The 20,954-nt window shown below is 63.0% G+C and carries 16 protein-coding genes, 1 tRNA gene and 1 pseudogene; 9 read left to right on the top strand and 9 right to left on the bottom strand.

Translation table 11 applies throughout. From position 1 onward, the window contains the following. Positions 1 to 17: 17 nt before the first annotated feature. Positions 18 to 941, top strand: coding sequence for a phosphoribosylaminoimidazolesuccinocarboxamide synthase (locus EWU68_RS04200; protein WP_129314650.1), 924 nt, complete (start codon positions 18 to 20; stop codon positions 939 to 941). On the opposite strand, the gene EWU68_RS04205 is transcribed toward EWU68_RS04200, so the two are convergent. Together EWU68_RS04205 and EWU68_RS04210 are read right to left on the bottom strand one after the other, a co-directional pair. After that, a complete protein-coding gene (locus tag EWU68_RS04205) occupies positions 905 to 1,636 on the bottom strand; it encodes a FadR/GntR family transcriptional regulator (protein ID WP_129314652.1) in 732 nt (243 codons plus the stop codon). The genes EWU68_RS04200 and EWU68_RS04205 overlap by 37 nt on opposite strands. A 34-nt stretch (positions 1,637 to 1,670) precedes the next feature. Then, positions 1,671 to 3,335: an L-lactate permease gene (locus EWU68_RS04210; protein WP_129314653.1), complete on the bottom strand. Its 1,665-nt coding sequence runs from the start codon at positions 3,333 to 3,335 to the stop codon at positions 1,671 to 1,673. A 416-nt stretch (positions 3,336 to 3,751) separates the two neighbouring features. Between EWU68_RS04210 and EWU68_RS04215 the strand changes: the two genes are divergently transcribed. From EWU68_RS04215 to EWU68_RS13395, 4 genes and pseudogenes are all read left to right on the top strand, one after another. Next, the gene (locus tag EWU68_RS04215; RefSeq protein ID WP_129314655.1) at positions 3,752 to 4,555 is read left to right on the top strand and encodes a (Fe-S)-binding protein; all 804 of its coding nucleotides are present in this window, start codon (positions 3,752 to 3,754) and stop codon (positions 4,553 to 4,555) included. Positions 4,556 to 4,557: 2 nt separating this feature from the next. Next, on the top strand, positions 4,558 to 6,318 hold the full coding sequence (locus EWU68_RS04220) for a lactate utilization protein B (RefSeq protein ID WP_129314657.1): 1,761 nt from the start codon (positions 4,558 to 4,560) through the stop codon (positions 6,316 to 6,318). Between the two features lie 2 nt (positions 6,319 to 6,320). Further along, positions 6,321 to 6,968: a LutC/YkgG family protein gene (locus EWU68_RS04225; RefSeq protein ID WP_129314659.1), complete on the top strand. Its 648-nt coding sequence runs from the start codon at positions 6,321 to 6,323 to the stop codon at positions 6,966 to 6,968. 200 nt (positions 6,969 to 7,168) lie between these two features. Next, positions 7,169 to 7,855 (top strand): annotated as a pseudogene (locus EWU68_RS13395) (HNH endonuclease family protein); the annotation flags it as partial. A gap of 84 nt (positions 7,856 to 7,939) precedes the next feature. On the opposite strand, the gene udk reads toward EWU68_RS13395, so the two are convergent. Continuing rightward, positions 7,940 to 8,560 carry a uridine kinase gene (gene udk / locus EWU68_RS04235; RefSeq protein WP_129314661.1) on the bottom strand — a complete coding sequence of 207 codons (621 nt, stop codon included), beginning with the start codon at positions 8,558 to 8,560 and terminating at the stop codon, positions 7,940 to 7,942. 140 nt (positions 8,561 to 8,700) lie between these two features. Then, on the bottom strand, positions 8,701 to 9,768 hold the full coding sequence (locus EWU68_RS04240) for an NAD(P)-dependent alcohol dehydrogenase (protein ID WP_129314664.1): 1,068 nt from the start codon (positions 9,766 to 9,768) through the stop codon (positions 8,701 to 8,703). Positions 9,769 to 9,943: 175 nt separating this feature from the next. On the opposite strand from EWU68_RS04240, the gene EWU68_RS04245 reads away from it, so the two are divergent. Further along, the gene (locus EWU68_RS04245) at positions 9,944 to 11,428 is read left to right on the top strand and encodes an MFS transporter (protein WP_129314666.1); all 1,485 of its coding nucleotides are present in this window, start codon (positions 9,944 to 9,946) and stop codon (positions 11,426 to 11,428) included. 226 nt (positions 11,429 to 11,654) lie between these two features. Here EWU68_RS04245 and EWU68_RS04250 read toward each other — a convergent pair. The 4 genes from EWU68_RS04250 to EWU68_RS04265 all read right to left on the bottom strand — a co-directional run bounded on the left by EWU68_RS04250 (position 11,655) and on the right by EWU68_RS04265 (position 18,112). After that, positions 11,655 to 11,728, bottom strand: a tRNA-Pro gene (locus EWU68_RS04250). 119 nt (positions 11,729 to 11,847) lie between these two features. Further along, positions 11,848 to 14,775 carry an FAD-binding and (Fe-S)-binding domain-containing protein gene (locus tag EWU68_RS04255; protein WP_202976685.1) on the bottom strand — a complete coding sequence of 976 codons (2,928 nt, stop codon included), beginning with the start codon at positions 14,773 to 14,775 and terminating at the stop codon, positions 11,848 to 11,850. A 178-nt stretch (positions 14,776 to 14,953) separates the two neighbouring features. Next, entirely contained in the window at positions 14,954 to 15,889 is a 936-nt protein-coding gene (locus EWU68_RS04260) for a metallophosphoesterase (RefSeq protein WP_129314817.1), read from the bottom strand. Positions 15,890 to 15,958: 69 nt separating this feature from the next. After that, positions 15,959 to 18,112 (bottom strand): transglycosylase domain-containing protein, encoded by a 2,154-nt coding sequence (locus tag EWU68_RS04265; protein WP_129314668.1) that lies wholly within the window; start codon positions 18,110 to 18,112, stop codon positions 15,959 to 15,961. A gap of 202 nt (positions 18,113 to 18,314) precedes the next feature. On the opposite strand from EWU68_RS04265, the gene EWU68_RS04270 reads away from it, so the two are divergent. The 3 genes from EWU68_RS04270 to EWU68_RS04280 are packed head-to-tail and all read left to right on the top strand — an operon-like array spanning position 18,315 to position 19,975. Further along, entirely contained in the window at positions 18,315 to 18,515 is a 201-nt protein-coding gene (locus tag EWU68_RS04270) for a DUF4177 domain-containing protein (RefSeq protein WP_129314669.1), read from the top strand. A 4-nt stretch (positions 18,516 to 18,519) separates the two neighbouring features. Next, positions 18,520 to 19,002: a RidA family protein gene (locus EWU68_RS04275; protein WP_129314671.1), complete on the top strand. Its 483-nt coding sequence runs from the start codon at positions 18,520 to 18,522 to the stop codon at positions 19,000 to 19,002. Beyond that, complete coding sequence (locus EWU68_RS04280; RefSeq protein WP_238692311.1) at positions 18,995 to 19,975, top strand: NUDIX hydrolase; 981 nt, start codon at positions 18,995 to 18,997, stop codon at positions 19,973 to 19,975. The genes EWU68_RS04275 and EWU68_RS04280 overlap by 8 nt, the downstream gene beginning before the upstream one ends. A 97-nt stretch (positions 19,976 to 20,072) precedes the next feature. Here EWU68_RS04280 and EWU68_RS04285 read toward each other — a convergent pair whose 3' ends face one another. Continuing rightward, positions 20,073 to 20,750 carry a Crp/Fnr family transcriptional regulator gene (locus EWU68_RS04285; protein ID WP_129314673.1) on the bottom strand — a complete coding sequence of 226 codons (678 nt, stop codon included), beginning with the start codon at positions 20,748 to 20,750 and terminating at the stop codon, positions 20,073 to 20,075. Positions 20,751 to 20,954: the final 204 nt, after the last annotated feature.

Here is a 20,954-nt window from a genome sequence, read left to right on the forward strand (position 1 = left end):
ACACAGGAGCGCAGCGCATGTCCCCAGAGCCCACCGACATTCCGGGCTGGAAGCACATCTATTCGGGAAAAGTCAGGGACCTCTACGTCCCGGCGGAGGGCAACGACGTCATCGGTTGCTCCTTCGCCGATAATGCCGAGGCCCGCGCGGGATCCGTCATGGTCGTGGCCACCGATCGGATCAGCGCATTCGACCATGTCCTGCCCACACCCATTCCGGACAAGGGCAAGATCCTGACCCAGCTCAGCCTGTGGTGGTTCGAGCAGCTCGACCAGGTTCCCAATCATGTGCTCTCGACCGACGTCCCGGAGGAAGTCTCTGGACGCGCCATGATCTGCAAATCCTTGTCGATGTTCCCCGTCGAGTGCATCGCCCGGGGGTACCTGACCGGTACCGGCCTCAAGGAGTACCAGCGGTCCGGCACGGTGTGCGGCATCGAATTGCCGGAAGGCCTGGTCGACGGCTCCAGGCTCGATTCCCCGATCTTCACGCCGACGGGCAAGGCCGAGGTCGGTGAGCACGACGAAGCCATTACGTACGAGGAGATGACCGACGCCGTCGGCCGCGCGATGGGGGAGCGCATCCGGGAGCTGACCCTCTACATCTACGGGACTGCGGAAAGAATCGCCCGGGAACAAGGAATCATCGTCGCCGATACCAAGGTCGAATTCGGTCTCGACTCCTACCGCGGGGAGGTCACGCTGGGCGATGAGGTCCTGACCCCCGATTCGTCGAGATTCTGGGACGGGGCGCAATGGGCCCCGGGGCGCGCACAGGCGAGTTTCGACAAACAGTTCGTGCGCGACTGGCTGCTGTCCGACGCCGCGGGGTGGGACAGGACGACGCCCCCGCCCGAGCTTCCTTCGGAAATCGTCGAGAGGACCCGTGCCCGGTACGTCGAGGCCTACGAGAAACTCACCGGAACGGAATTTTCCGCATAGGCCACTCCGTAGAACCACCGGATGTGCTCCCGAACCCTCTGCGACGCCTCGTCGGGCCTGCGATGCTGGACCGACTCGAGGATTCCGCGGTGCTGCTCCTGCAGGGTCCGACGGACCGAGGGCCAGTCCCCGAGGCGGGGCACGCCCTCCTGGACATAGCCGACCGTCGCCTGGCGCAACGAGTCCAGGATCGTGGTGACGACGACGTTGCCACCGAGCCCCGAGACCACCAGGTGGAAGTGCGCATCCAGCTCATGGAAGCGCATATCGGGGAGCATCGGATCGTCCATCTCGTCCAGATACCTCTTCGCCCTGGTCAGGGCTATTTTGTCCTGGGTCGTCGACCATCGGGCCGCCGCGTCGGCGGCAGCTTGCGACTCAAGCTGTTCACGGGTCGCAACCACATCTGCCACGGGCAGGAAATTCGACGCCAAGTGCATGCGAAGGCCCCAGCCGAGGGCTGCCGACGGTTCCGAGACCACGACCGCCCCCGCGCTGGGGCCTGAACCGACTCCCGAACGCACGAGTCCCATGGCATCAAGGACTCGAATGGCTTCACGGACCGAGGCACGGGATATCCCGAATTCCTCAGCAAGAGCGCGCTCCGCCGGAAGTCTGTCTCCCACGACGAGTTCCCCGTTGCGCAGTCGATCCTCGATGTTCTGCAGGACGATGGTGTAGGTCTTCTTCTCCACAGAACACAACCTTAGCTGCGCAAAGCATCGTCGGTCAGGGGAGCATCCAGGAGATCAGGTCCGATTGCAGGAACACCAACGTGCAAATGATCACGAGCATGGCCAGGGACCACGGGATCACGCGCTTGAAGATCTCGGACTCCTTGCCCTCCATCTCTACGGCGGTCGCGGCGATCGCCAAGGACTGCGGGGAAATCATCTTGCCGACGACGCCTCCGCTCGTGTTGGCCGCCAGCATCAGATCCGGATCGAGCCCGGCGTTGGTTGCGGCTGTGTGCTGCAGGTTGGAGAACAACGCGTTGGCCGAAGTGTCCGAGCCGGTCACGGCGGTACCGAGCCAGCCGAGGGTCGGGGCCAGGAAGGCGAAGACGCCACCCAGGGACGCGAGGTACGTTCCGATGGACACGGTCTGCCCCGAGAAGTTCATGACGTAGGCGAGGGCCAGAACCGACACGATGGTCAGGGCCGACCAGCGCATCCTGTAGAAGCAGTGCCAGAGCTGGGCAACCGACTGACCGAAACCGAGCCTGTATCTGCCGTTCTCGTGGAAGATCATGTAGAGAACGGTCACGATCAGGCCGGCAATCAGGAGCATGGTTCCCGGGTTGGAGAGCCACTGCAAATTGAAGGTCGTGCCCGAAATGGGCTTGCCCGACGACGTGACGATGTGCCCGGACGTGACCGGCCAGGGGATCTTGATGTCCGTCTTCTTGAGGGCGACGGGCACATCGATGCCCGCTTTCCAAAGCTTCCCGACGGCGAACACACCGACGACCACGAGGTACGGCAGGAGGGCCATCCAGACCCGGACCGGACGCAGACCCTCCGTGGCCCGAGGCGCCTCGATTCCGATGCGCTCACGAAATGCTTCGGTCCCGCGGGGCTTCCACACCTTGAGGAACAGCACCGCGACTCCCAGGGAGACGAGGCACGCGACGATATCGGTGAGCTCGTAGGAGAAATGGGTCGCCGACCACCACTGGGCGAGACCGAAGGAAAGGCCGATGACGAGAGCCGCTGGCCATGCGTCGCGGACGCCCCGGAAGCCGTCGAGGAGGTAGAGCAGGATGAAGGGCACGAGCACCGCCACGAACGGGGCCTGGTGGCCCACAATCGCCCCGATGTGGGCCGGGTTTTCGCCGGTCAGTGTTCCCGCCGTGGTGATCGGGATGGCCAGGGCCCCGAAGGCCACGGGAGCCGTGTTGGCGACCAGAACCGTCACGGCCGCGCGCAACGGCTTGACTCCGAGGGCGAGGATCATGGTCGCCGTGATGGCCACGGGCGCCCCGAATCCGGCCAGGGCCTCGAGGAGACCCCCGAAGCAAAAGGCAATCAGGATCGCCTGGATGCGGATGTCGCCTCCTCCGATGCGGTCGAAGGTCAGCCGCAAATCCTCGAATCTGCCCGACTCGACGGTGACCTGGTAGAACCACAGGGCCGTGACGATGATCCAGACGATGGGGAAGGCCCCATAGGCCAAGCCCTGCGTTCCGGACATCAGGGTGAGCCCGACGGGCATCTTGAAGCCGATCACGGCCACGATGATCGACACCAGCAGCGCGCTGAGCGCCGACGTGTGGGCCTTGGCTTTGACCCCGAGCAACATGATGAAGAACGTCAGCAGCGGAAGGATAGCGACGAGCGCCGAGAGCCCGACCGAGCCGCCGACGGCGGTGGTGGTGGCTGTGAATGTATCCACGCGGTCTCCTTGTGATGGGTTGACGCGCGTCCTGGAACGAGCATCAACGCTGATGCAATGAGTGAAGCGACCACGTCTGCAAGACTAGTTCCGATACTATGTGTCCCGCATTACAGTGTGGTCAGACCAGTACCATACCGATGGGCGGGAGGAAATCAAAACAGGGTTCGAGGGCAGTGCGATGGGGCCGTGGTGCGGCACACATTCTGGAGGTTTTTAGGTCAGAAAAAGATGCGCTAATTCCGCCGTGTTGCCTGAAATTACGCCCCGGACACTTATAAACAGCCTCGATAAGGGTGAGTTAGGCGCTCCTTATTGGAGGTGGTTAATAAATTGTCACTATGGTGGGAACGACTGGTGGGCATCCTCCCGCCCCACTCCGGGAGCGGGCCCGCACTAATCGGAATGGAGACGCCATGCGGATCGCACTTTTCTCAACGTGCATCGTCGACGCGATGTACCCGCGGGTCGCTCGAGCGACCGTGGACATCCTGGAACGCCTCGGTCACGAAGTTGTTTTCCCACCCGGTCAGACGTGTTGTTCGCAGATGCACGTCAACAGCGGATACTTCGATGATGCGTATTCGATCGTCAAGAACCACGTGGATGCGTTCTCGGACTGGGACTACGACGTCGCCGTCGCACCCTCCGCTTCGTGCGTCGTCTCCCTCGGGCACCAGCAGCCCATGATCGCGCGGCACGCGGGCGACGAGGGAACCGCAATCGCGGCCGAGGACGTTGCGGGCAGAACCTTCGAACTGTCGAAACTTCTGATCGACGTCCTGGGCATTACCGATGCGGCCGAACAGCTCGGCTCATACTTCCCCCACAAAGTCACCTTCCATTCGAGCTGTCACGGCATGAGGATCATGCAGTTGGGCACCCGCCAGTCCGATTTGGTGCGAACCGTCGAGGGCCTGGAATTCGAGGAGCTTCCCGACCTCGATCAGTGCTGTGGTTTCGGCGGCACCTTCTCGTTCAAGAATGCTGACACTTCGGGTGCCATGACCGCCGACAAGGTCAAGAACATCGAATCGACCGGCGCGGAGATGTGCACCGGGGGCGATGTCTCCTGCTTGATGAACATTGGCGGTGCCCTGTCGCGCAAGGGCTCGGACGTGACGACCCTGCACTTCGCCGAGATCCTCGCCAGCACCAAAGACAATCCGCTCGAAGTCTCCGGACCGGTGGCGCTGACCACCACCACGGGAGGGAAATAAGCATGACCGTCACACAGTTGGGGATGCCCAAGGTTTTTCACGGTACGGGCAATATCGCCGCCGAAGAGTCGTTCACGTCCTTCGCCGGCAGAGAGCTCAAGAACGAACAATTGCGGGCGAACCTCGGTTTCGCGACGCACACGATCCGCGACAAGCGTGCCAAGGTCGTCGGGGAATTGCCGGATTGGGAGCTCCTCCGCACGGCCGGATCCGAGATCAAACAGGACGTCATGGCACGCCTGCCCGAATTGCTCGAACAGTTCGAGAAGAACTTCACCGAGCGCGGAGGGAAGGTCCACTGGGCGCGCGACGCCGATGAAGCGAACCAGATCGCTCTGGACATCATCCGCGAACAGCAGGCCGAAGAAGTCATCAAGATCAAGTCGATGGCGACCCAGGAAACCGGCCTCAACGAGTACCTCGAGGAAAACGGCGTGTCAGCCGTGGAGACCGACCTCGCGGAGGAGATCGTGCAGTTGGGCGAGGACAAGCCCTCGCACATTCTGGTGCCCGCAATCCACCGCAACCGCTCGGAGATCCGCGACATCTTCCTCAAGAAGATGCCGCACATCGACAAGGACATTTCGGACAACCCCGCCGAGCTTGCCGAGGCCTCGCGACACCACCTGCGTGAGAAGTTCTTCCGGAACAAGGTCGCAATTTCGGGAGCCAACTTCGGCGTCGCCGATTCGGGCACGCTCAGCATCGTCGAATCCGAGGGCAACGGCCGGATGTGCCTGACCCTCCCGGACACCCTCATCTCCTTCATGGGAATCGAGAAGTTGGTGCCGACCTTCCAGGATCTGGAGGTCTTCCTGCAGTTGTTGCCGCGTTCCTCGACCGGAGAGCGGATGAACCCGTACACCTCGATGTGGTCGGGAGTGACGCCGGGGGACGGGCCCCAGAACCTGCACGTGATCCTCATGGACAACGGTCGCACCGCCGCTCTCGCGGACCAGGTGGGCCGCCAGGCATTGCACTGCATTCGTTGCTCGGCCTGCATGAACGTGTGCCCCGTCTACGAGCGGGCCGGCGGTCACGCCTACGGATCGGTCTATCCGGGACCGATCGGCGCGATTCTCTCTCCGTTGCTCACGGGTGTGGAAGCCGAAGAGAACAACTCTCTGCCCTATGCGTCGTCGTTGTGCGGTGCCTGCTACGAGGCGTGCCCGGTGAAGATCAACATCCCGGACGTCCTGGTTCACCTGCGCGGCAAGGACGTCGATGCCAAACACGGCAAGGGCGAGGAAGGAAACAAGCGCCAGGCCCCGGACCAGATGGACGCAATCATGGGTGGCGCCAAGGCGATGTTCTCCAATTCGACATTGCTCAGCATCGCCGAGCGGGGTCTGCCCGCAGGGGGTCTCGCGGCAGGCCGGGATCACAAGATCAGCTGGTTGCCGGGCCTGATCGGAGGATGGACCAAGTACCGGGACATTCCGGAGCCTCCGAAGCAGGCTTTTCGGCACTGGTGGAAGAAGAACAAGAAGAACGGTCCCAAGCAAAGGGCCGCTTCCGACCGGGTCGACGTCGACGCCTTGATCGCCAAGAACTCCGGGTTGGCCGAAGAGCTCCATCGTCGTCATGCGGGTGAGGCCCAGGAAGAGCGTGAGGAAGCCCAGGAACAGGCCGCCGAACTCAAGAAGGAGCAGCGGCGGGAGCCCGACATGGTTCGGCGCGAGGAGGACCTGCTCAAGGGGCAGGACGATTCCTCCAACGGCACCACGGGCGAGGGGACCTCGTCCCAGGAGGGGAACGACTGACCATGTCAGAAGCAAAGGCAGAGATACTCAGACGAGTCAGGGCATCCCTGGCCGACAGTCCCGAAGCCCCTGAGGTCACGCGCGCGTACAGGACGGAATCGGAGAAATCGGCGCACGACGTGCGCGCCATGTTGATCGATCGATTGCTCGACTACAAGGCGAACGTCTACGAGGAGACCATGGACAGCGTGGCTGAGCGCATCGAGAAACTACTCGGCAAGTCCGCCCGGTACGTGATTCCCAAGGGCCTGAATCTCGACTGGTTGCCCGAAGACAGTGCCGCGCGGCGTCACCTCGTGGATTCGGGCAACGGTCAGAGAGCGGGGTCCTTGACCGATCGCGAACTGGACGCCGTCGACGCCGTCGTCACCTCGTCGACCGTCTCCTGCGCAGAGACCGGAACGATCTTTCTCAACGCGTCCGACGAAGAAGGACGGCGTGCGATCACCCTGGTCCCGGATCATCACATTTGCATCGTTCCTGCGGAGTCGATCGTGGAATTGATCCCCGAATCGGTGCGGCGTGTGAATCCCGAGCGTCCGATCACGATGATCTCCGGACCGTCGGCGACCTCTGACATCGAGTTGCAGCGCGTCGAAGGCGTCCATGGGCCACGCACCCTGGACGTCATCATCCTGGACGGTCAGTAGCCGCGTCCGGGTGGTGACCGCAGAGACGGCGGTCCCGGGAGGCAGGGATCGTCCTGCCTCCCGGAAGTGCGGGATACTCCTGCCCTGCGTGTTCCACATCAGGTCTCTGCCCGGGCGGGACGGAGCCGGCGTCCACAATTCGGCGTCCGAGCGGTCGCCTCGAGGCGCAATGCCGCCTTCCTCCTGGCACCCTCGAGGACATGAATCGCTCAGCCTCGCCCGGTGGCCTCCGACCCGGAATCCCGACCGGCGCCCTGATCGCCGCGACCGCAGCCCTGCTCGCCATCCTGGGATGGATCACGGTTCAGGCCGGCAACGGGGCTGCCGGCGGGTGGTCGGTCCTGCCGGAATGGTCGTCGCGACGTCTCCTGTTGTCCCAGGACACCGCCGGTCACCTGGCCCGGGTGACGGTACGGGCCAAGGGTGCGGGGAAGCCCTATGATCGATCGGCCTTCGGCAGTCCCTGGTCGGACGAGGACCACAACGGTTGCGACACCCGCAATGACATCCTCTCCCGGGACATGGCCGATGTCTCGTTCGGCGACCGGTCATCCTGCCGAGTCAGGCAGGGAACTCTCGCCGATCCGTACACCGGTCGAACCATCGAGTTCGTCGCAGGCAAGGAATCTCGGAAGGTTCAGATCGATCACGTCGTCGCACTGTCGGATTCCTGGGTCTCGGGGGCATGGGAATGGCCGGCAGAGAGACGCCGTGCCTTCGCCAACGACCCGGAGAATCTGCTGGCCGTGGACGGGCCGACGAATGAGGACAAAGGGGGCAGCGACGCCGCGGAATGGCTCCCACCGGATCGAGCTTTCCGTTGTCCGTATGTGGCACGCCAAGTGAAGGTCAAAGCCGCCTACGGGCTCAGCGTGACTCCGGAAGAAAGAACCACGATCTTGGATGTGTTGAGCCGGTGCCCGAATTTCGGGCTCAGCCCGTCGCCGGGCAGGTCGGCGCGTGGCCCCGGTTCAGCCGGCGGTCTCGAGCTGGCGATTGATCCGATGGACCAGCATGTCGAGGGCGACCAGGTTTCCGCCGCCTTCCGGAACGATCAAGTCCGCGCGCCGCTTGGAAGGCTCCACGTAGAGCTCGTGCATGGGTTTGACCGTCGAAAGATACTGGGATTCGACCGATTCGACGGATCGCCCGCGTTCGAGGACATCCCGCTTGATGCGCCTCAGGATTCGGACATCGGCGTCGGTGTCCACGAAGAGTTTGATGTCGCACCGTGCGCAGATCTCGTCCTCGGCAAAGAGAAGGATTCCTTCGACGATCACAATCGGCTGTGAGTCGATCGTCAGGGTTTCGTCAGAACGATTGTGGTCCGCGTAGTCGTAGACCGGACATTCGATGCTCACCCCGCGTGCGAGCTGATCCAGATGCTGAATCAGCAGCTCGTTGTCGAACGCTTCGGGAGCGTCGTAATTCAGCAGAGCGCGCTCGTCGTAGTTCAGGTCGTCGCGTCGTTTGTAATAGTTGTCGTGGTAGACCACCGAGACGTGCTCATCAAAGCTGGCGACCAGGGCCCGGGTCAGGGTCGTCTTCCCCGATCCGGTACCGCCTGCGATGCCGATGACCAGTGGCTTCATTCGTGTTCCGCTCCCGATGCTCGATGCCTGCCGCTAATACATTGTGCCGCACGGACGGTCGTCAACCGACGCGGGGCCACACACAACTGCGCCCGACGGACGGAGGAAACTCCGGCCATCGGGCGCAGTACGAGGAGAAATCAGGCTTCGACCTCGGCGTCGGCGAACGTCGAGGTGTCGATGACGCAACGGAATTTCACGTCACCCGCGACGACGCGCTCGTAGGCGTCGTCGACCTCGTGCACCGAAACCTTCTCGATCTTCGCCCCGAACCCATGTTCGGCGCAGAAATCCAGCATTTCCTGGGTCTCAGGGATGCCACCGATATTGGAACCGGCGATAGCCTTGCGGCCACCGATCACCGATCCGAAGCTGAACGCCTGCTTCTCGGGCGGCAACCCGACCACGGCCATGACGCCACGGGGCTTCAGCAGGCTCATGTACTTGTCCACCGGGATCGACGCCGAGATCGTGTTGAGGATCAGGTCGAATTCGCCGCGGTGGTTCTTGAAGAAGTCCTCTTCGGAGGTGGCCAGCGTACGGGTCGCGCCGAGCTCCTTGGCCTCCTGCTCCTTCTTGAGGGAACGGGACAGGACGGTCACCTCAGCGCCCTTGGCCGCAGCGATCTGGACGCCCATGTGTCCGAGACCGCCCAGACCGAGCACCGCGACCTTCTTGCCCGGTGCAGCATCCCACGTGGCCAGAGGCGAATACGTGGTGATGCCTGCGCAGAGAAGGGGAGCGGCGACGTCGAAGTCCAGCGCGTCGGGGATCCGCAGGACGAAGTCCTGGTTGACCACGACTTTCTCGGAGTAGCCGCCCTGCGTGATGCTGCCGTCGACATCTTCGGAGTCGTAGGTGCCGACCATGCCGCCACGCGTGCAGTTCTGTTCCTGCCCGTCGCGGCACTCCTCGCACTCTCCACAGGAGTTGACCATGCATCCGACGCCCACGCGGTCGCCGACCTTGTACTTGGTGACGTCGGAGCCCACGGCTTCGACGACGCCGGCGATCTCGTGACCCACGGTCAGCGGGAAGTGCGCCTCGCCCCATTCGTTGCGAATCGTGTGGATGTCGCTGTGGCAAATGCCTGCGGCCTTGATGTCGATCAGGACGTCGTCGGGCCGCGGATCCCGGCGGTCAATCGTGGCGACCTTGAACGGTGCGTCCGGTCCGGTCTTCTGAAGTGCTTTGACTGAAATGGGCATATGAATGCCTCCTGACGTCGTGCTGATGGGATACGTATAAATCTACGGCTATATCTGAGCCATGTCCGGAAAGTTCGCCATGCGCATTATCGGCTGTGATCTTGCTCAGGATTGTGACCTCCCATGTGGATGGGCTCATGGACGCATCCTTGAGGTGCGAGTAGAAGTAGGAGATATGCCTACAGATTTGCCCGGAAAATTCGACGCAGAACAGAAGAGGATACTGGCCCTGACACTGGTGCCACTCTTCATGTCCCTGCTCAGCGTCTCCATCGTCAACGTGGTCCTGCCCGCCGTTCAGGAATCGATCCATGCCGGCAGTTCCGAGTTGCAGTGGGTACTCTCCGGGTACGCCCTCGCTTTCGGTGTGCTGCTCGTCGCCGCCGGGCGAGCCGGCGACGTCTACGGCCGCGGAAGGCTGTTCATCCTCGGCGTCAGCCTGTTCGGTCTGGGAGCCCTCGTCTCCGGGCTGGCCCCGACGCCGATCGTTCTGAACATTGCCCGTGTGGCCATGGGTCTCGGTTCCGGATTTCTGAACCCCCAGGCCATCGGCCTCATTCAGCAGTACTTCAAAGGAGCCCAGAGAGGAAAGGCATTCGGCCTCTTCGGCGGCGTCGTCGGTGTTTCGGTGGCCATCGGGCCGGTACTGGGCGGCGTGCTCATCAGTCTTTTCGGCCCGGAGATCGGTTGGCGGGCCGCCTTCCTGGTCAACGTCCCGATCTGCGTGGTCGCGATTCTGCTGGCCAAGGCATGGTTGCCGGATTCTGCGTGGGAGCCCGTACCCGCTGAGCACTCGACCTCGTCGATGCCCGTCGTGTCGAAGAACGGATCGGCCCCGCGCCCCAAGGCAGACCTCGACCCGGTCGGGCTCGTCTCCTTCGGCCTGGCGGTCCTGCTCGTCATGCTTCCGTTCGTCGAGTCCTCGGTCGGCCCCTGGATCTGGGGCTCCATGGTGGTGGCCGCCGCACTGTTCGTTTTCTGGGCGTTCTGGGAGAAGAAATACCGTCAACGCGGCGGCGAACCCATGATCGACATGGAGCTGTTCAGGACTCGCTCTTTCGCGAACGGAACCATGCTCATCGGACTCTACTTCGTCGGTGTGACCAGCATCTGGGTGCTCGTGGCGCTCTACATGCAGTCCGGTCTGGGGCATACCGCGCTCGCCTCCGGGCTCATGGGATTGCCCGCGGCGGCCGCCAGCGCCATCAGCGCGCCGATCGCCGGCAGGCACATCGTACGCATGGGACGACCGCTCGTACTGATCGGCATGGGCTCGGTCTTGTTCGGCCTCCTGACCACCGCTCTCCTGGTGTACCTCCACGGGCAGGTAGGTCTCAGCGAATGGTGGATGCTTCTCAGCCTGACCTTCGTCGGTGGGGGACAGGGGCTCGTTGTGAGCCCCAACCAGACCCTGACCCTCGCCGATGTGCCGATGCGTTATGCCGGTTCGGCGGGAGGCGTGCTGCAGACCGGCCAACGAGTCGGCACGTCGATCGGAATTGCCGCCATCACGGGCATCGTCTTCGCGATCGTGGCCCACTCGACCTGGCCCACCGCCATGGTTGTGGGGCTGCTGGTCATCGCCGTCGTCGTGATCCTGGCCGGCGCCATCGGCGTTCGCGACGTCGTGACGAGCCGACGCGAGGCCCAGGCGGCCTGATGAACGGCGACTGGTCCTCACCATCTCGGCCGTGCCGGAGAGTGCGAACCGGGCCCTGAAACGGCACGGCTCGCACACCGGAGGTTCTGGATGGGCTCTCACGGGGCCAACAAGGAAGCCGCGGGTCCGTCATCGACGGATCCGCGGCTTCCGGCACATGGTCAATGCCCATTTAAAAACATGAGTCGCGGAACCGTACGAACGGTTCCGCGACTCTGTCCTTGGGTCGGGATGACAGGATTTGAACCTGCGACCTCGTCGTCCCGAACGACGCGCGCTACCAAGCTGCGCCACATCCCGATGTTGACTTGTCCGCTCGGGAAACCCGGTATCGCGTCAAGCAACTTCTCTAGAATAGCGGATCGGCTATATCGCGGCAAACCAGCGGTTCGTGGCGGCGACCACGTCGGCGTCCCGGATCACCGGCTGGCCCACTCCACCAATTGGAGAATGTTCTGGTAGGTGTGCCCCGTGGCTTCGGTCATTCCCTGCTCGCACGTCCGGTTCGACGACGCGTAGGCCGCGTACTGCCGTTGGTTGACCTCACGGGCCTCGGCACGCGTGGCCGACTGGGTGAGCTCAGGATGCAGCATTCCGCGGTCCCCGGCATACGCGCAGCATCCCCACTCGAGGGGGACGTCGCATGTTTCGGCCACGGCGTTCCCGAGTTCCTCGAGATGCGGCCCCAGCCCCAAATGGGTCAGCGAGCACGTGGGGTGCAGAACCAGAGACTCGACCTTGCGCCGGATCGTCAGCATCGGGAGGACCGACGTCGCAACGAACTCAACCGAGTCCACGAAACGGATCCGGGAGAAATCCCGGATTTCCCCGTCGGACCCGTGCTGCGGGCCGGCGGCTGCGGCGTCGAGCACCTTGGCCTTCATGGTCTCGAGACCTTCTGTGCATGAGGAGGCGTCACAGACCACGGGCAACCGTCCGCCGTCCGAGGCGGCCCACAGACCATCGAGGACTCGGTCGGACATGACGGAGTACCCCTCCGTGAATCCCTTGGATTTCCAGGGTGTACCGCAGCACATCGAACCGATTCCCTCCGGGGTGTTCCATCGCAAGCCGGCGCGATGCGCCACGCTCATCAACGATGAGCCCGCGCTCTGGTCAGCCGGTGATCCGGAGGAATCAACCGCGCCGAACATCGAGTTCACACAGGCCGGGAAGAACACGAAGTCCGCGGCGGGATCGGTCCGCTCCGCACGGCGTCTTCCGCCCGAGGGCAGATGCTTGTTGTATCGGGGCACGGTGTCCTCGCCCATGACGGCGCGACCGACGTCGGTCGCGGCCCTCGGCACGGGCCAGGGAAGCATCTTCGCGGTCCTCAGGCCATAGTTGGCCAGATTGTTCGCGGCCTCCCAGTGCTGCGCCGCGACCTTCCAGCCCGAGCTCTCGGCGGGGCGCTGGTGCTCCGAACGCAATCGACGAATCAGGTCACCCGTGTTGATGTCGACGGGGCACCGGGTCACGCACATACCGTCCACCGCGCAGGTTTGTTCTCCCTGGTAGTCCCAGTCGGCCTCGATTTTCTTGACCAGATCGTGGTCTCCGCGGGCGCGTGCTGCTTCGAGCTCGCGGCGCATCACGATTCGTTGCCGTGGCGTCAGCGTCAGGTCTTTGGAGGGGCAGACCGGCTCGCAGTAGCCGCACTCCACGCAGCGATCCACCTCTTCCTCGACCGTCTCGGCGACCTTGAGGTTCTGGACGTAGGAGTCAGGATCATCGTTGATCACGACCCCGGGATTCAGCATTGCCCCCGGGTCCACGAGCCGCTTGACCTCGCACATGACCTCGTAGAGCTCGTCCCCGAATTGGCGACGCACGTAAGGGGCCATGATCCGGCCGGTGCCGTGTTCTGCCTTGAGCGACCCCCGGTTGCCCAGCACGAGGGAGACCATGTCCTCCGTGAAGTCACGATAGCGGTCGAGTTTTTGGGGCTCGGAAAAACGCTCGTTGAGCATGAAATGGATGTTGCCGTCCTTGGCGTGCCCGAAAATCACGGAATCCTGGTATCCGTGGGTGTCGAACATGGTGCCGAGATCGCGGCACGTCTCGCCCAGCGCGTCGACCGGGACCACGACATCTTCGAGCAACGCGTTGGTCCCGGACGGGCGATTCCCGGCCACCGTCGCGTACAGGTTGTTCCTCGCTGACCACAGGAGGGCGCGCTGGGATGGGTCCGTCGTCATTTCGGCGGGGGAGGACAGCTTGAGCCCGTCCAACATGGAACGCGCGGCGTCGTGACGCTCGGCCACCTCTTGCTCGGTTTTGGCCTGGAACTCGACGAGGAGTGCCGCGTGCCGGTCGACGTCGATTCGAGCGAGCGAGTCCGCAACCTTCCCCGTTCGTTGGGCGACACGGATCGACGTCGAATCCAGAAGCTCGACGGTCGCCATATCGGCTTCGACGAGGCTCGGTACCGTCGAGGTCGCGGAGATCAGGTCGGGGAAGACGAGAAGTCCGGTCGACGTGGCCGGGAGGATCTCCACCGTGCGGAAAGTGGCCGAGGCGACGAAACCCAAGGTTCCTTCGGACCCGATCACCAAGTGCTCCAGGATGCGGACGGGATCGCGGAAATCCAGGAAGGCATTGATCCCGTATCCCATCGTGTTCTTCATCGAATACTGATGCTCGATGGTCCGTCGGGATTCCGGGTTCTCGACGACCCGACGGCGCAGGCGCAGCAGCCCCTCGTGGAGTTCCGGCTCCTGGTCCCGCAGACGGGAGTCCGCGTCCGGCTCGGAGGTGTCCAAGGTCGTCCCCGACGGCAGAATCAGGACCATGGAGTCCAAGGTGCGATACGTGTTGAATTCGGTTCCGCAGGACATTCCCGAAGAGTTGTTGGCGATGACTCCGCCGATGGTGCAGGCGGACGACGACGCCGGGTCGGGACCGATCTTGCGCCCGAAACGACGGAGGGCCCCGTTGACGGCCCCGACCGTCGCACCGGGCTGGACCCGCACCTTGTTCCCGTTGTCCAGGACCTCGATGCCACGGAAGGCTCGACGCGTGTCCACCATGACGCCGTCCGATACGGCCTGGCCGGAAAGGCTTGTACCCCCTGACCGAAAAGTCACCGGCAGTCCGGCCCGCGAGGCCGCGGCCATCACGGCTGCTACTCCGTCCGCGGATTCAGGGCGCACGATGCCCTGCGGAACGAGAAGGTAGTGGGACGCGTCGTGGGCCATCGACAAACGGTCGATTTCCTTGGACGACGTCGTGCCGACGTGGCTCGAGTCCATTCCCGCGGCCATGGTGTCGAACGCGGGGCTCGGCGGTGCCGCCGAGACCGTGAGTGCGGACGGCGCGGAAGAGGGTAATGATGTGGTGGAGGTCATGATTCCATCCTAGGATCACGACGATTGGCGTGCCACGGAGGTTTACCATTCCTCAAGAACGGGCAAGGCAAGGCAGATTAGGGGAAGGTACGGCAAAGGCAGAAGGTGGGGAAGGGGAGAGGGCGGGACGGCAGGCGCGGCATTGCCCGGTTCACCCCGTGCCCGGCGTCAGTGGGCCTTACGCGTCGCCGCTTTCTTGTTCCCGCGCGGTCAGGCGGAGAAGGACCGCCTCGGGTGGGCAGAACAGGCGGACAGCAGCAAATCGAGAGGTTCCCAGGCCCGCGTTGACCTCCAGCGGGATGCCTTCGTCATAGGAAATGCCCCGAGCTCTGGCGGGGTCCAGATCGCAGTTGGAAACCACCGCATGGCCTCCGGGAAGGCAAATCTGTCCGCCGTGCGTGTGACCGGCGAACATGATGTCGGCGCCGTCTGCGACGAACCGGTCAATGGTCCGTCTGTAGGGCGCGTGCATGACTCCGACGCGCAATGACGGTTCTGTCCCTCGCGAACCGGTCGTGGCCCCGTCACCGGCCGGACCGTGATCCGCCTGGGGGAATCCCGGATGGCGATCGTATCCGAGGTGAGGGTCATCCACTCCGGAGAAGTCGAGGCGAACGCCTCCGATCTCCATGCTGTCCGCGCGGTTGATCAATCCGATCCAACCGCGGTCGTCGAAGGCTTGGTGCATTCGTCGGAATGGAAGGACATCCGGGGCGTCGCGGTCCCTCTTCTCGTCACCGGTGTGTTTCCACAGGTAGCGCGCCGGGTTCTTGAGCTTGGGCGCAAAGTAGCAATTGGACCCGGGGACGTAGACACCGGGCAGATCCAGCAACGGATCCAAGGCATCCAGCAAAGGATCGAGGGCTTCGGTATGACTGAAGTTGTCTCCTGTGGAGACGACCAAGTCCGGGTCCAAGTCTGCGAGGGAACGCATGAACTGTGTCTTGCGTCGCTGCCCCGGAATCATGTGCACATCCGAAATGTGCAACACGGACAAGGAAGGACTTCCGGGAGGCAGGATCGAGAGGGTCTCCTTCCGCACCCGGAAGCGGTTCAACTCGATGAAGTGTCCATAGGCAAGCACGGCGGCCCCCGCGGCAGCCGAAAGTCCCATGCTCCTCAGAGCCAATGAGACGATCGACGCCGTGGGGGCCGCCGGTCGGTCAGTGGTGTTCACCGTGGACTACTTCGCCTTTTGCGACTTGATCTGGTCGCCCTTGACGCTGTCGGAAGGATCCGTGAACGGGTCCGTGTTGTAGTCGCGGGACACGGCCTTCATGTAGTCCTGCCACTGGCGACCTGCGTAGGTTGCACCATCGACGTAGTCCTTGGTCTGGCCACCGATGCGCAACCCGTTCAGGGAACGGGAACCCAGGTCCACGTTGCCGACCCAGGAAGCCGTGGAGACGCCCCGGGTATAACCGACGGTCCAGGTCTGGGTCGAATCGTCAGTGGTACCGGTCTTTGCAGCCGATGCGTTCTCCAACCCGATTCCTCGGTCATGGGCCGAACCCTTGGTCAGAACGTTCTTCAGGACGTAGTTGACGCCCCGGGCCACATCCGTGTCAATGGCTTGATGGCAGTTGACCGGCGCCACGTCCATGGGCTGTCCTCGACGATCGGTGATCGACTCGATCGAGCGCGGGGAGCAGTACTTTCCTTCCGAGGCGTAGGTCGCGAACGCGTTGGCCATGGCCATGGGAGCAACGTTCTCCGTACCGATCAGGGATGCAAGGGAATCCTGGGTCTTGATCTGATCCCCTGTGCCGTCTCCCTTCACGATGCCCAGGTCCTGAGCAGTCTTTCCGACACCGCAGAGGTCGAGGTAATTGTCCATGGCGTACAGCGCGGAGTTGATCGAGTTGTAGATACCCTCGTTGACCGTCATGGGCCGGTTGTAGCCCTCTTCGGCGTTCTGGAAGGACCAGGCGCCGTTCGCGCCGGGATTCTCCACCGTGCCGCCGGGCTTGCAGCTTGCTCGCCACTTGGTTCCGGCAGGATAACTCAGCGGAGATGCGTCGATGGTGGCCTCGACGCCGTTGCCTTCCTTGATCCATTGGGTCAGAGAGAACGGCTTGAACGTCGAACCGGGCTGGAAGCCGGGGGTACCGCCCATTCCGGAGTCCACGTTGTAGTTGTAGACCGTGTTTCCGACGCCCTTGCCGTTGTTGTAATTCGAGTTCTGGGCCATCGAGAGGATATTGCCGGTACCGGGTTCGACCGAGACCATCGAGGAGCTGACCGAGTCGGGGTTGTCGTCGGTCGGCTGGGTCTGGTTCACCTGGTCCTGGGCGGTTCCCTGGTCCTTGCTCTTCAGCGTCGTCTTGATGGTCAGTCCACCGCGAGTCAGCAGAGCGCGACGCTCATCACTGTTGTCCCCGAAGCGCTTGTCCTGAAGGAACTCGTTACGCACGTAGTCACAGAAATACGGGGCGTCGGTTGCGGCTTCACAGCCCGAATCCGTGGTGTGGATGTCCAGGTCCAGCGGAGCGTCCGAAGCCTCGTCGAACTGTTCCTGATTGATCTTCCCGTGCTGCAACATGGTGTGGAGCACCGTATTGCGCCGGTCCGTCGCGGCCTTCGGATTTGCCTGAGGATCGTAATAGGAAGGGGACTGGACCATGCCGGCCAGCAACGCCGACTGCTGGACGTTCAGGTCCTTCGCGTCGATGCCCCAGTAATAGTGGGCGGCGGCCTGGACACCGTAATTGCTGCCGCCGTAGTTCACGAGGTTCAGATAGCCGTTGAGGATGTCGTCCTTCGACTTGTTCTGCTCCATCGAGATGGCAAGCTTCATTTCTTTGATCTTGTCCAGCATGCCCTTGTTGGACCCCATGGTGGTGGTCGCGTCCCCACCGTTCTGGGTGGCCTGATCGATCAGCAGGTTATTGACGTACTGCTGGGTGATCGTCGAGGCGCCCTGTCGCGCTCCGGGGTGCACCAAGTTGTTCAGCAACGCTCGTCCGATGCCGAAGGCATCGACACCACCGTGGTCATAGAAGGTGTCGTCCTCGATGGACAGCTGCGCATCTTTCATGCTGTCGGAGATCTGGTCGAACGATACTTCCGTGCGGTTCTCCGAGTAGAACGTTGCCAGCTTCTTTCCGTCGCTCGTCAGAATGGTGGACGGCTTGGACAGCGGACCCGCGGAGAGGTCGTCGGGGAGTCCCTTGAACCAGTTGATCGAGGCACTCGCCGTCAGACCGGCTGTAGCCGCCGGCGGGATGAGGATGCCGGCAGCCACGAACCCCGCAACGATACTGAGGGCAATGAACTGGATGAAGTCGCTCGGGGCTCGTCGTTCACGCCGCCGAGCTGATTTCTTGGGTGAAGCCATTCCAACAGCATACAAGTCGATGGGACAAAACGTGCGCGTCAACGGTCCCACTGTGGACAAAACTCGGCGTGTCACGGACTGCGCTGAAAGCCCCCTGAACACGTGCCCGGAAACCACACTGTGTGAGTAGAGAATCGGCCAGGCATCCGTGGTGTCGCCGACCGGAATAGCGCGGTCTTGCGGCGGTGGATAGGCTGGGGCCATGACTCAATGGGAATACGCAACAGTTCCGCTCATGATCCATGCGACCAAGCAGATCCTCGACAATTGGGGACAGGACGGATGGGAGCTCGTCACGGTCCTTCCCGGTGCAGCTCCCGCGGGCGACGCCCCCTCGGGAAACATGGTCGCGCCCACGCAGTCGAACCCGATTGCCTACTTCAAGCGTCCCAAGGAGGACTGAGATCGTGGCAGATTCCAAGGTTGAGGAACGGCTGGCCGCCGAAGGTCTGCAGGTTCCTGAAGTTGCCGTACCGGTTGCTTCGTATGTTCCTGCTGTGATTTCGGGCAACTATGTTTACACCTCTGGTCAGATCCCGGTGCAGAACGGTGAATTTGCTGTCAAGGGCAAGGTGTCGGACGGCGGTGAGCCAGGAACCGTCGGGTTGGAGGATGCCCAGGGTCAGGCACGAGTGTGCGCGCTGAATACCTTGGCGGCCGTCAAATCCGTGATCGGAGACCTGGATCGTGTGACCAGGATCGTCAAGGTCACGGGGTTCGTCAGCTCGGTTCCCGACTTCACTGGTCAGGCCCAGGTTCTCAATGGAGCCTCCGAGCTCTACGGCAAGGCGTTCGGAGACGCCGGCGTCCATGCCCGATCGGCCGTCGGAGTTGCGGTCCTTCCTCTCGACGTGCCCGTTGAAGTGGAACTCATCGTTGAATTTGCCTAATCCTCTGACGCTGCCGATTCACCGGGTCACCGCGAAGAGTGGCCCGGCCGCCGATCCGCGGGCTTGTGGTGCTTCGTACTTCCCGCTGACTCCGCGGGAGGCGACGGCTGCCCGGGCATGGATGGCCGAGGAAGACAAGACAGCTTGCTGCCAGATGAAGACGGCGGCTGCCGTGGTGTACATCCGTGAGGGTGCCCACGGACTCGAGACTTTTCTCACGTACCGCCCGACCCCCGAATCGCCGATGGGTCGCATCTGCTTCCCGGGCGGCGTCGTCGAGCAGGACGATCACGAGCCGGTGGGGTGGTACGGCCCGACCCCCGCACAGTGGGCCCAGAAGTTGGGGCACGACGACGTCGTAGTGGCACGCAGTGCCGTGGTGGCCGCCGTGCGGGAGAGTTTCGAAGAGGTCGGCGTGCTGTTGTCCGGCCCCAACGAGCAGGACACGGTCGAATACACCGAGGCGAGCGAGACGATGGCCTCGCGGGAATCGATAGCCGGCCACGAGCTGGGTTTCATCGCTTATCTCAAACGCGGTGGACTCAAGCTCCGGACAGATCTGCTCAAACCTCTTGGCCGGTGGCAGACCCCTGACTTCTCGCACCGACGCTTCGATACCCACTTCTTCGCGTCGGTGGTTCCCGTGGGCCAACGTCCCAAACTCCTGTCCTCCAAGGGGGTCTGGGGAAGGTGGGTTCCCGCGCGCGACGTCGTCGCCGACCGTTCCTCCACAGCCTTGGGCGACGAAATCGGTCGAGAGGACACGGTGGGCCGCCCCCTCGAGGAACTCATGACGCCGGGAACGCTGTGCGTGCTGGAGTCTTTGGCCACGTGCCAGACGACGATCGCTTTTCTGACCAAAAAACGTCAGGTTCACGTCAAGAAACCGGAGCTCGTGGAGAAGAACGGGGAGCTCATGCTGGCCTTCACACCCCCGAGGGACGCGGTCAGGACCAGATCCAAGGGAGCTTAGCCCAAGGTCGGGCGAGGGCCCGCAGAAAAGAAGGAGCCGGGTGCGTATGCACCCGGCTCCTTCTCAAGTCACGACGCGTGAGCGCCCGAAACACCGATCAGCGGCTCCTCTGTCGCAACCGCTGCAGATCGAGGATGACGACGGCGCGGGCCTCGAGCCGAATCCAGCCGCGCTGGACGAACTCGGCAAGGGCCTTGTTGACGGTCTCGCGAGAAGCACCCACGAGTTGCGCGAGTTCTTCCTGGGTGAGCTCGTGGGCAACCAGGATGCCGTCCGTGGCCGGGCGGCCGAAGCGGTCCGCCAGGTCAAGGAGCGCCTTGGAGACGCGTCCGGGAACGTCGGAAAAGACCAGATCTGCGAGGTTCTCGTTGGTCCGGCGAAGGCGACGGGCCAGGGCCTGGAGGACCTGTCCGGAAATCGAGGGGCTTCGGTCCATGGCCTTCTTGAGGCTGGAGTGCTTGACTCCGGCCAGCCGGGATTCCGACACAGCGGTCGCCGACGTCGAGCGGGGGCCCGGGTCGAAGAGCGCCATTTCACCGAAGATTTCGCCGGGTCCCATGATCGCGACCAGATTCTCGCGGCCGTCCGATGCGGTGCGGCCGAGTTTGATCTTGCCGGAGACCACGAAATACAGCTGGTCCCCCGGGTCGCCCTCGTAGAACAACGTTGCACCGCGCGAGAGGTCCACCTCGGTCAATTCCTCGGTGAGCGCGCCAAATGCTTCGTCGTCCAGGGTTGCGAAGAGGGGAGCCCTACGCAGAACCTCGATATCCATAATTCTCCTCAGTGATCCGGGACTTTGATGCCCGCCGCACGCGTCCACACCATCTCAGGCATTGACTCGGGATGGGCGCGACGCCGGCTGATCGTGTGACAAATTCAACCTATCTGAAATCCACTGTATAAGTTGTGTGTCGAATCCGCCACAGACGAGCCCATATCCTTGCATAAAGGTTCCTGAACGTCGAATTGACTAAGG

The organism is Rothia koreensis (assembly GCF_004136575.1).
Lineage (GTDB): Bacteria > Actinomycetota > Actinomycetes > Actinomycetales > Micrococcaceae > Rothia > Rothia koreensis.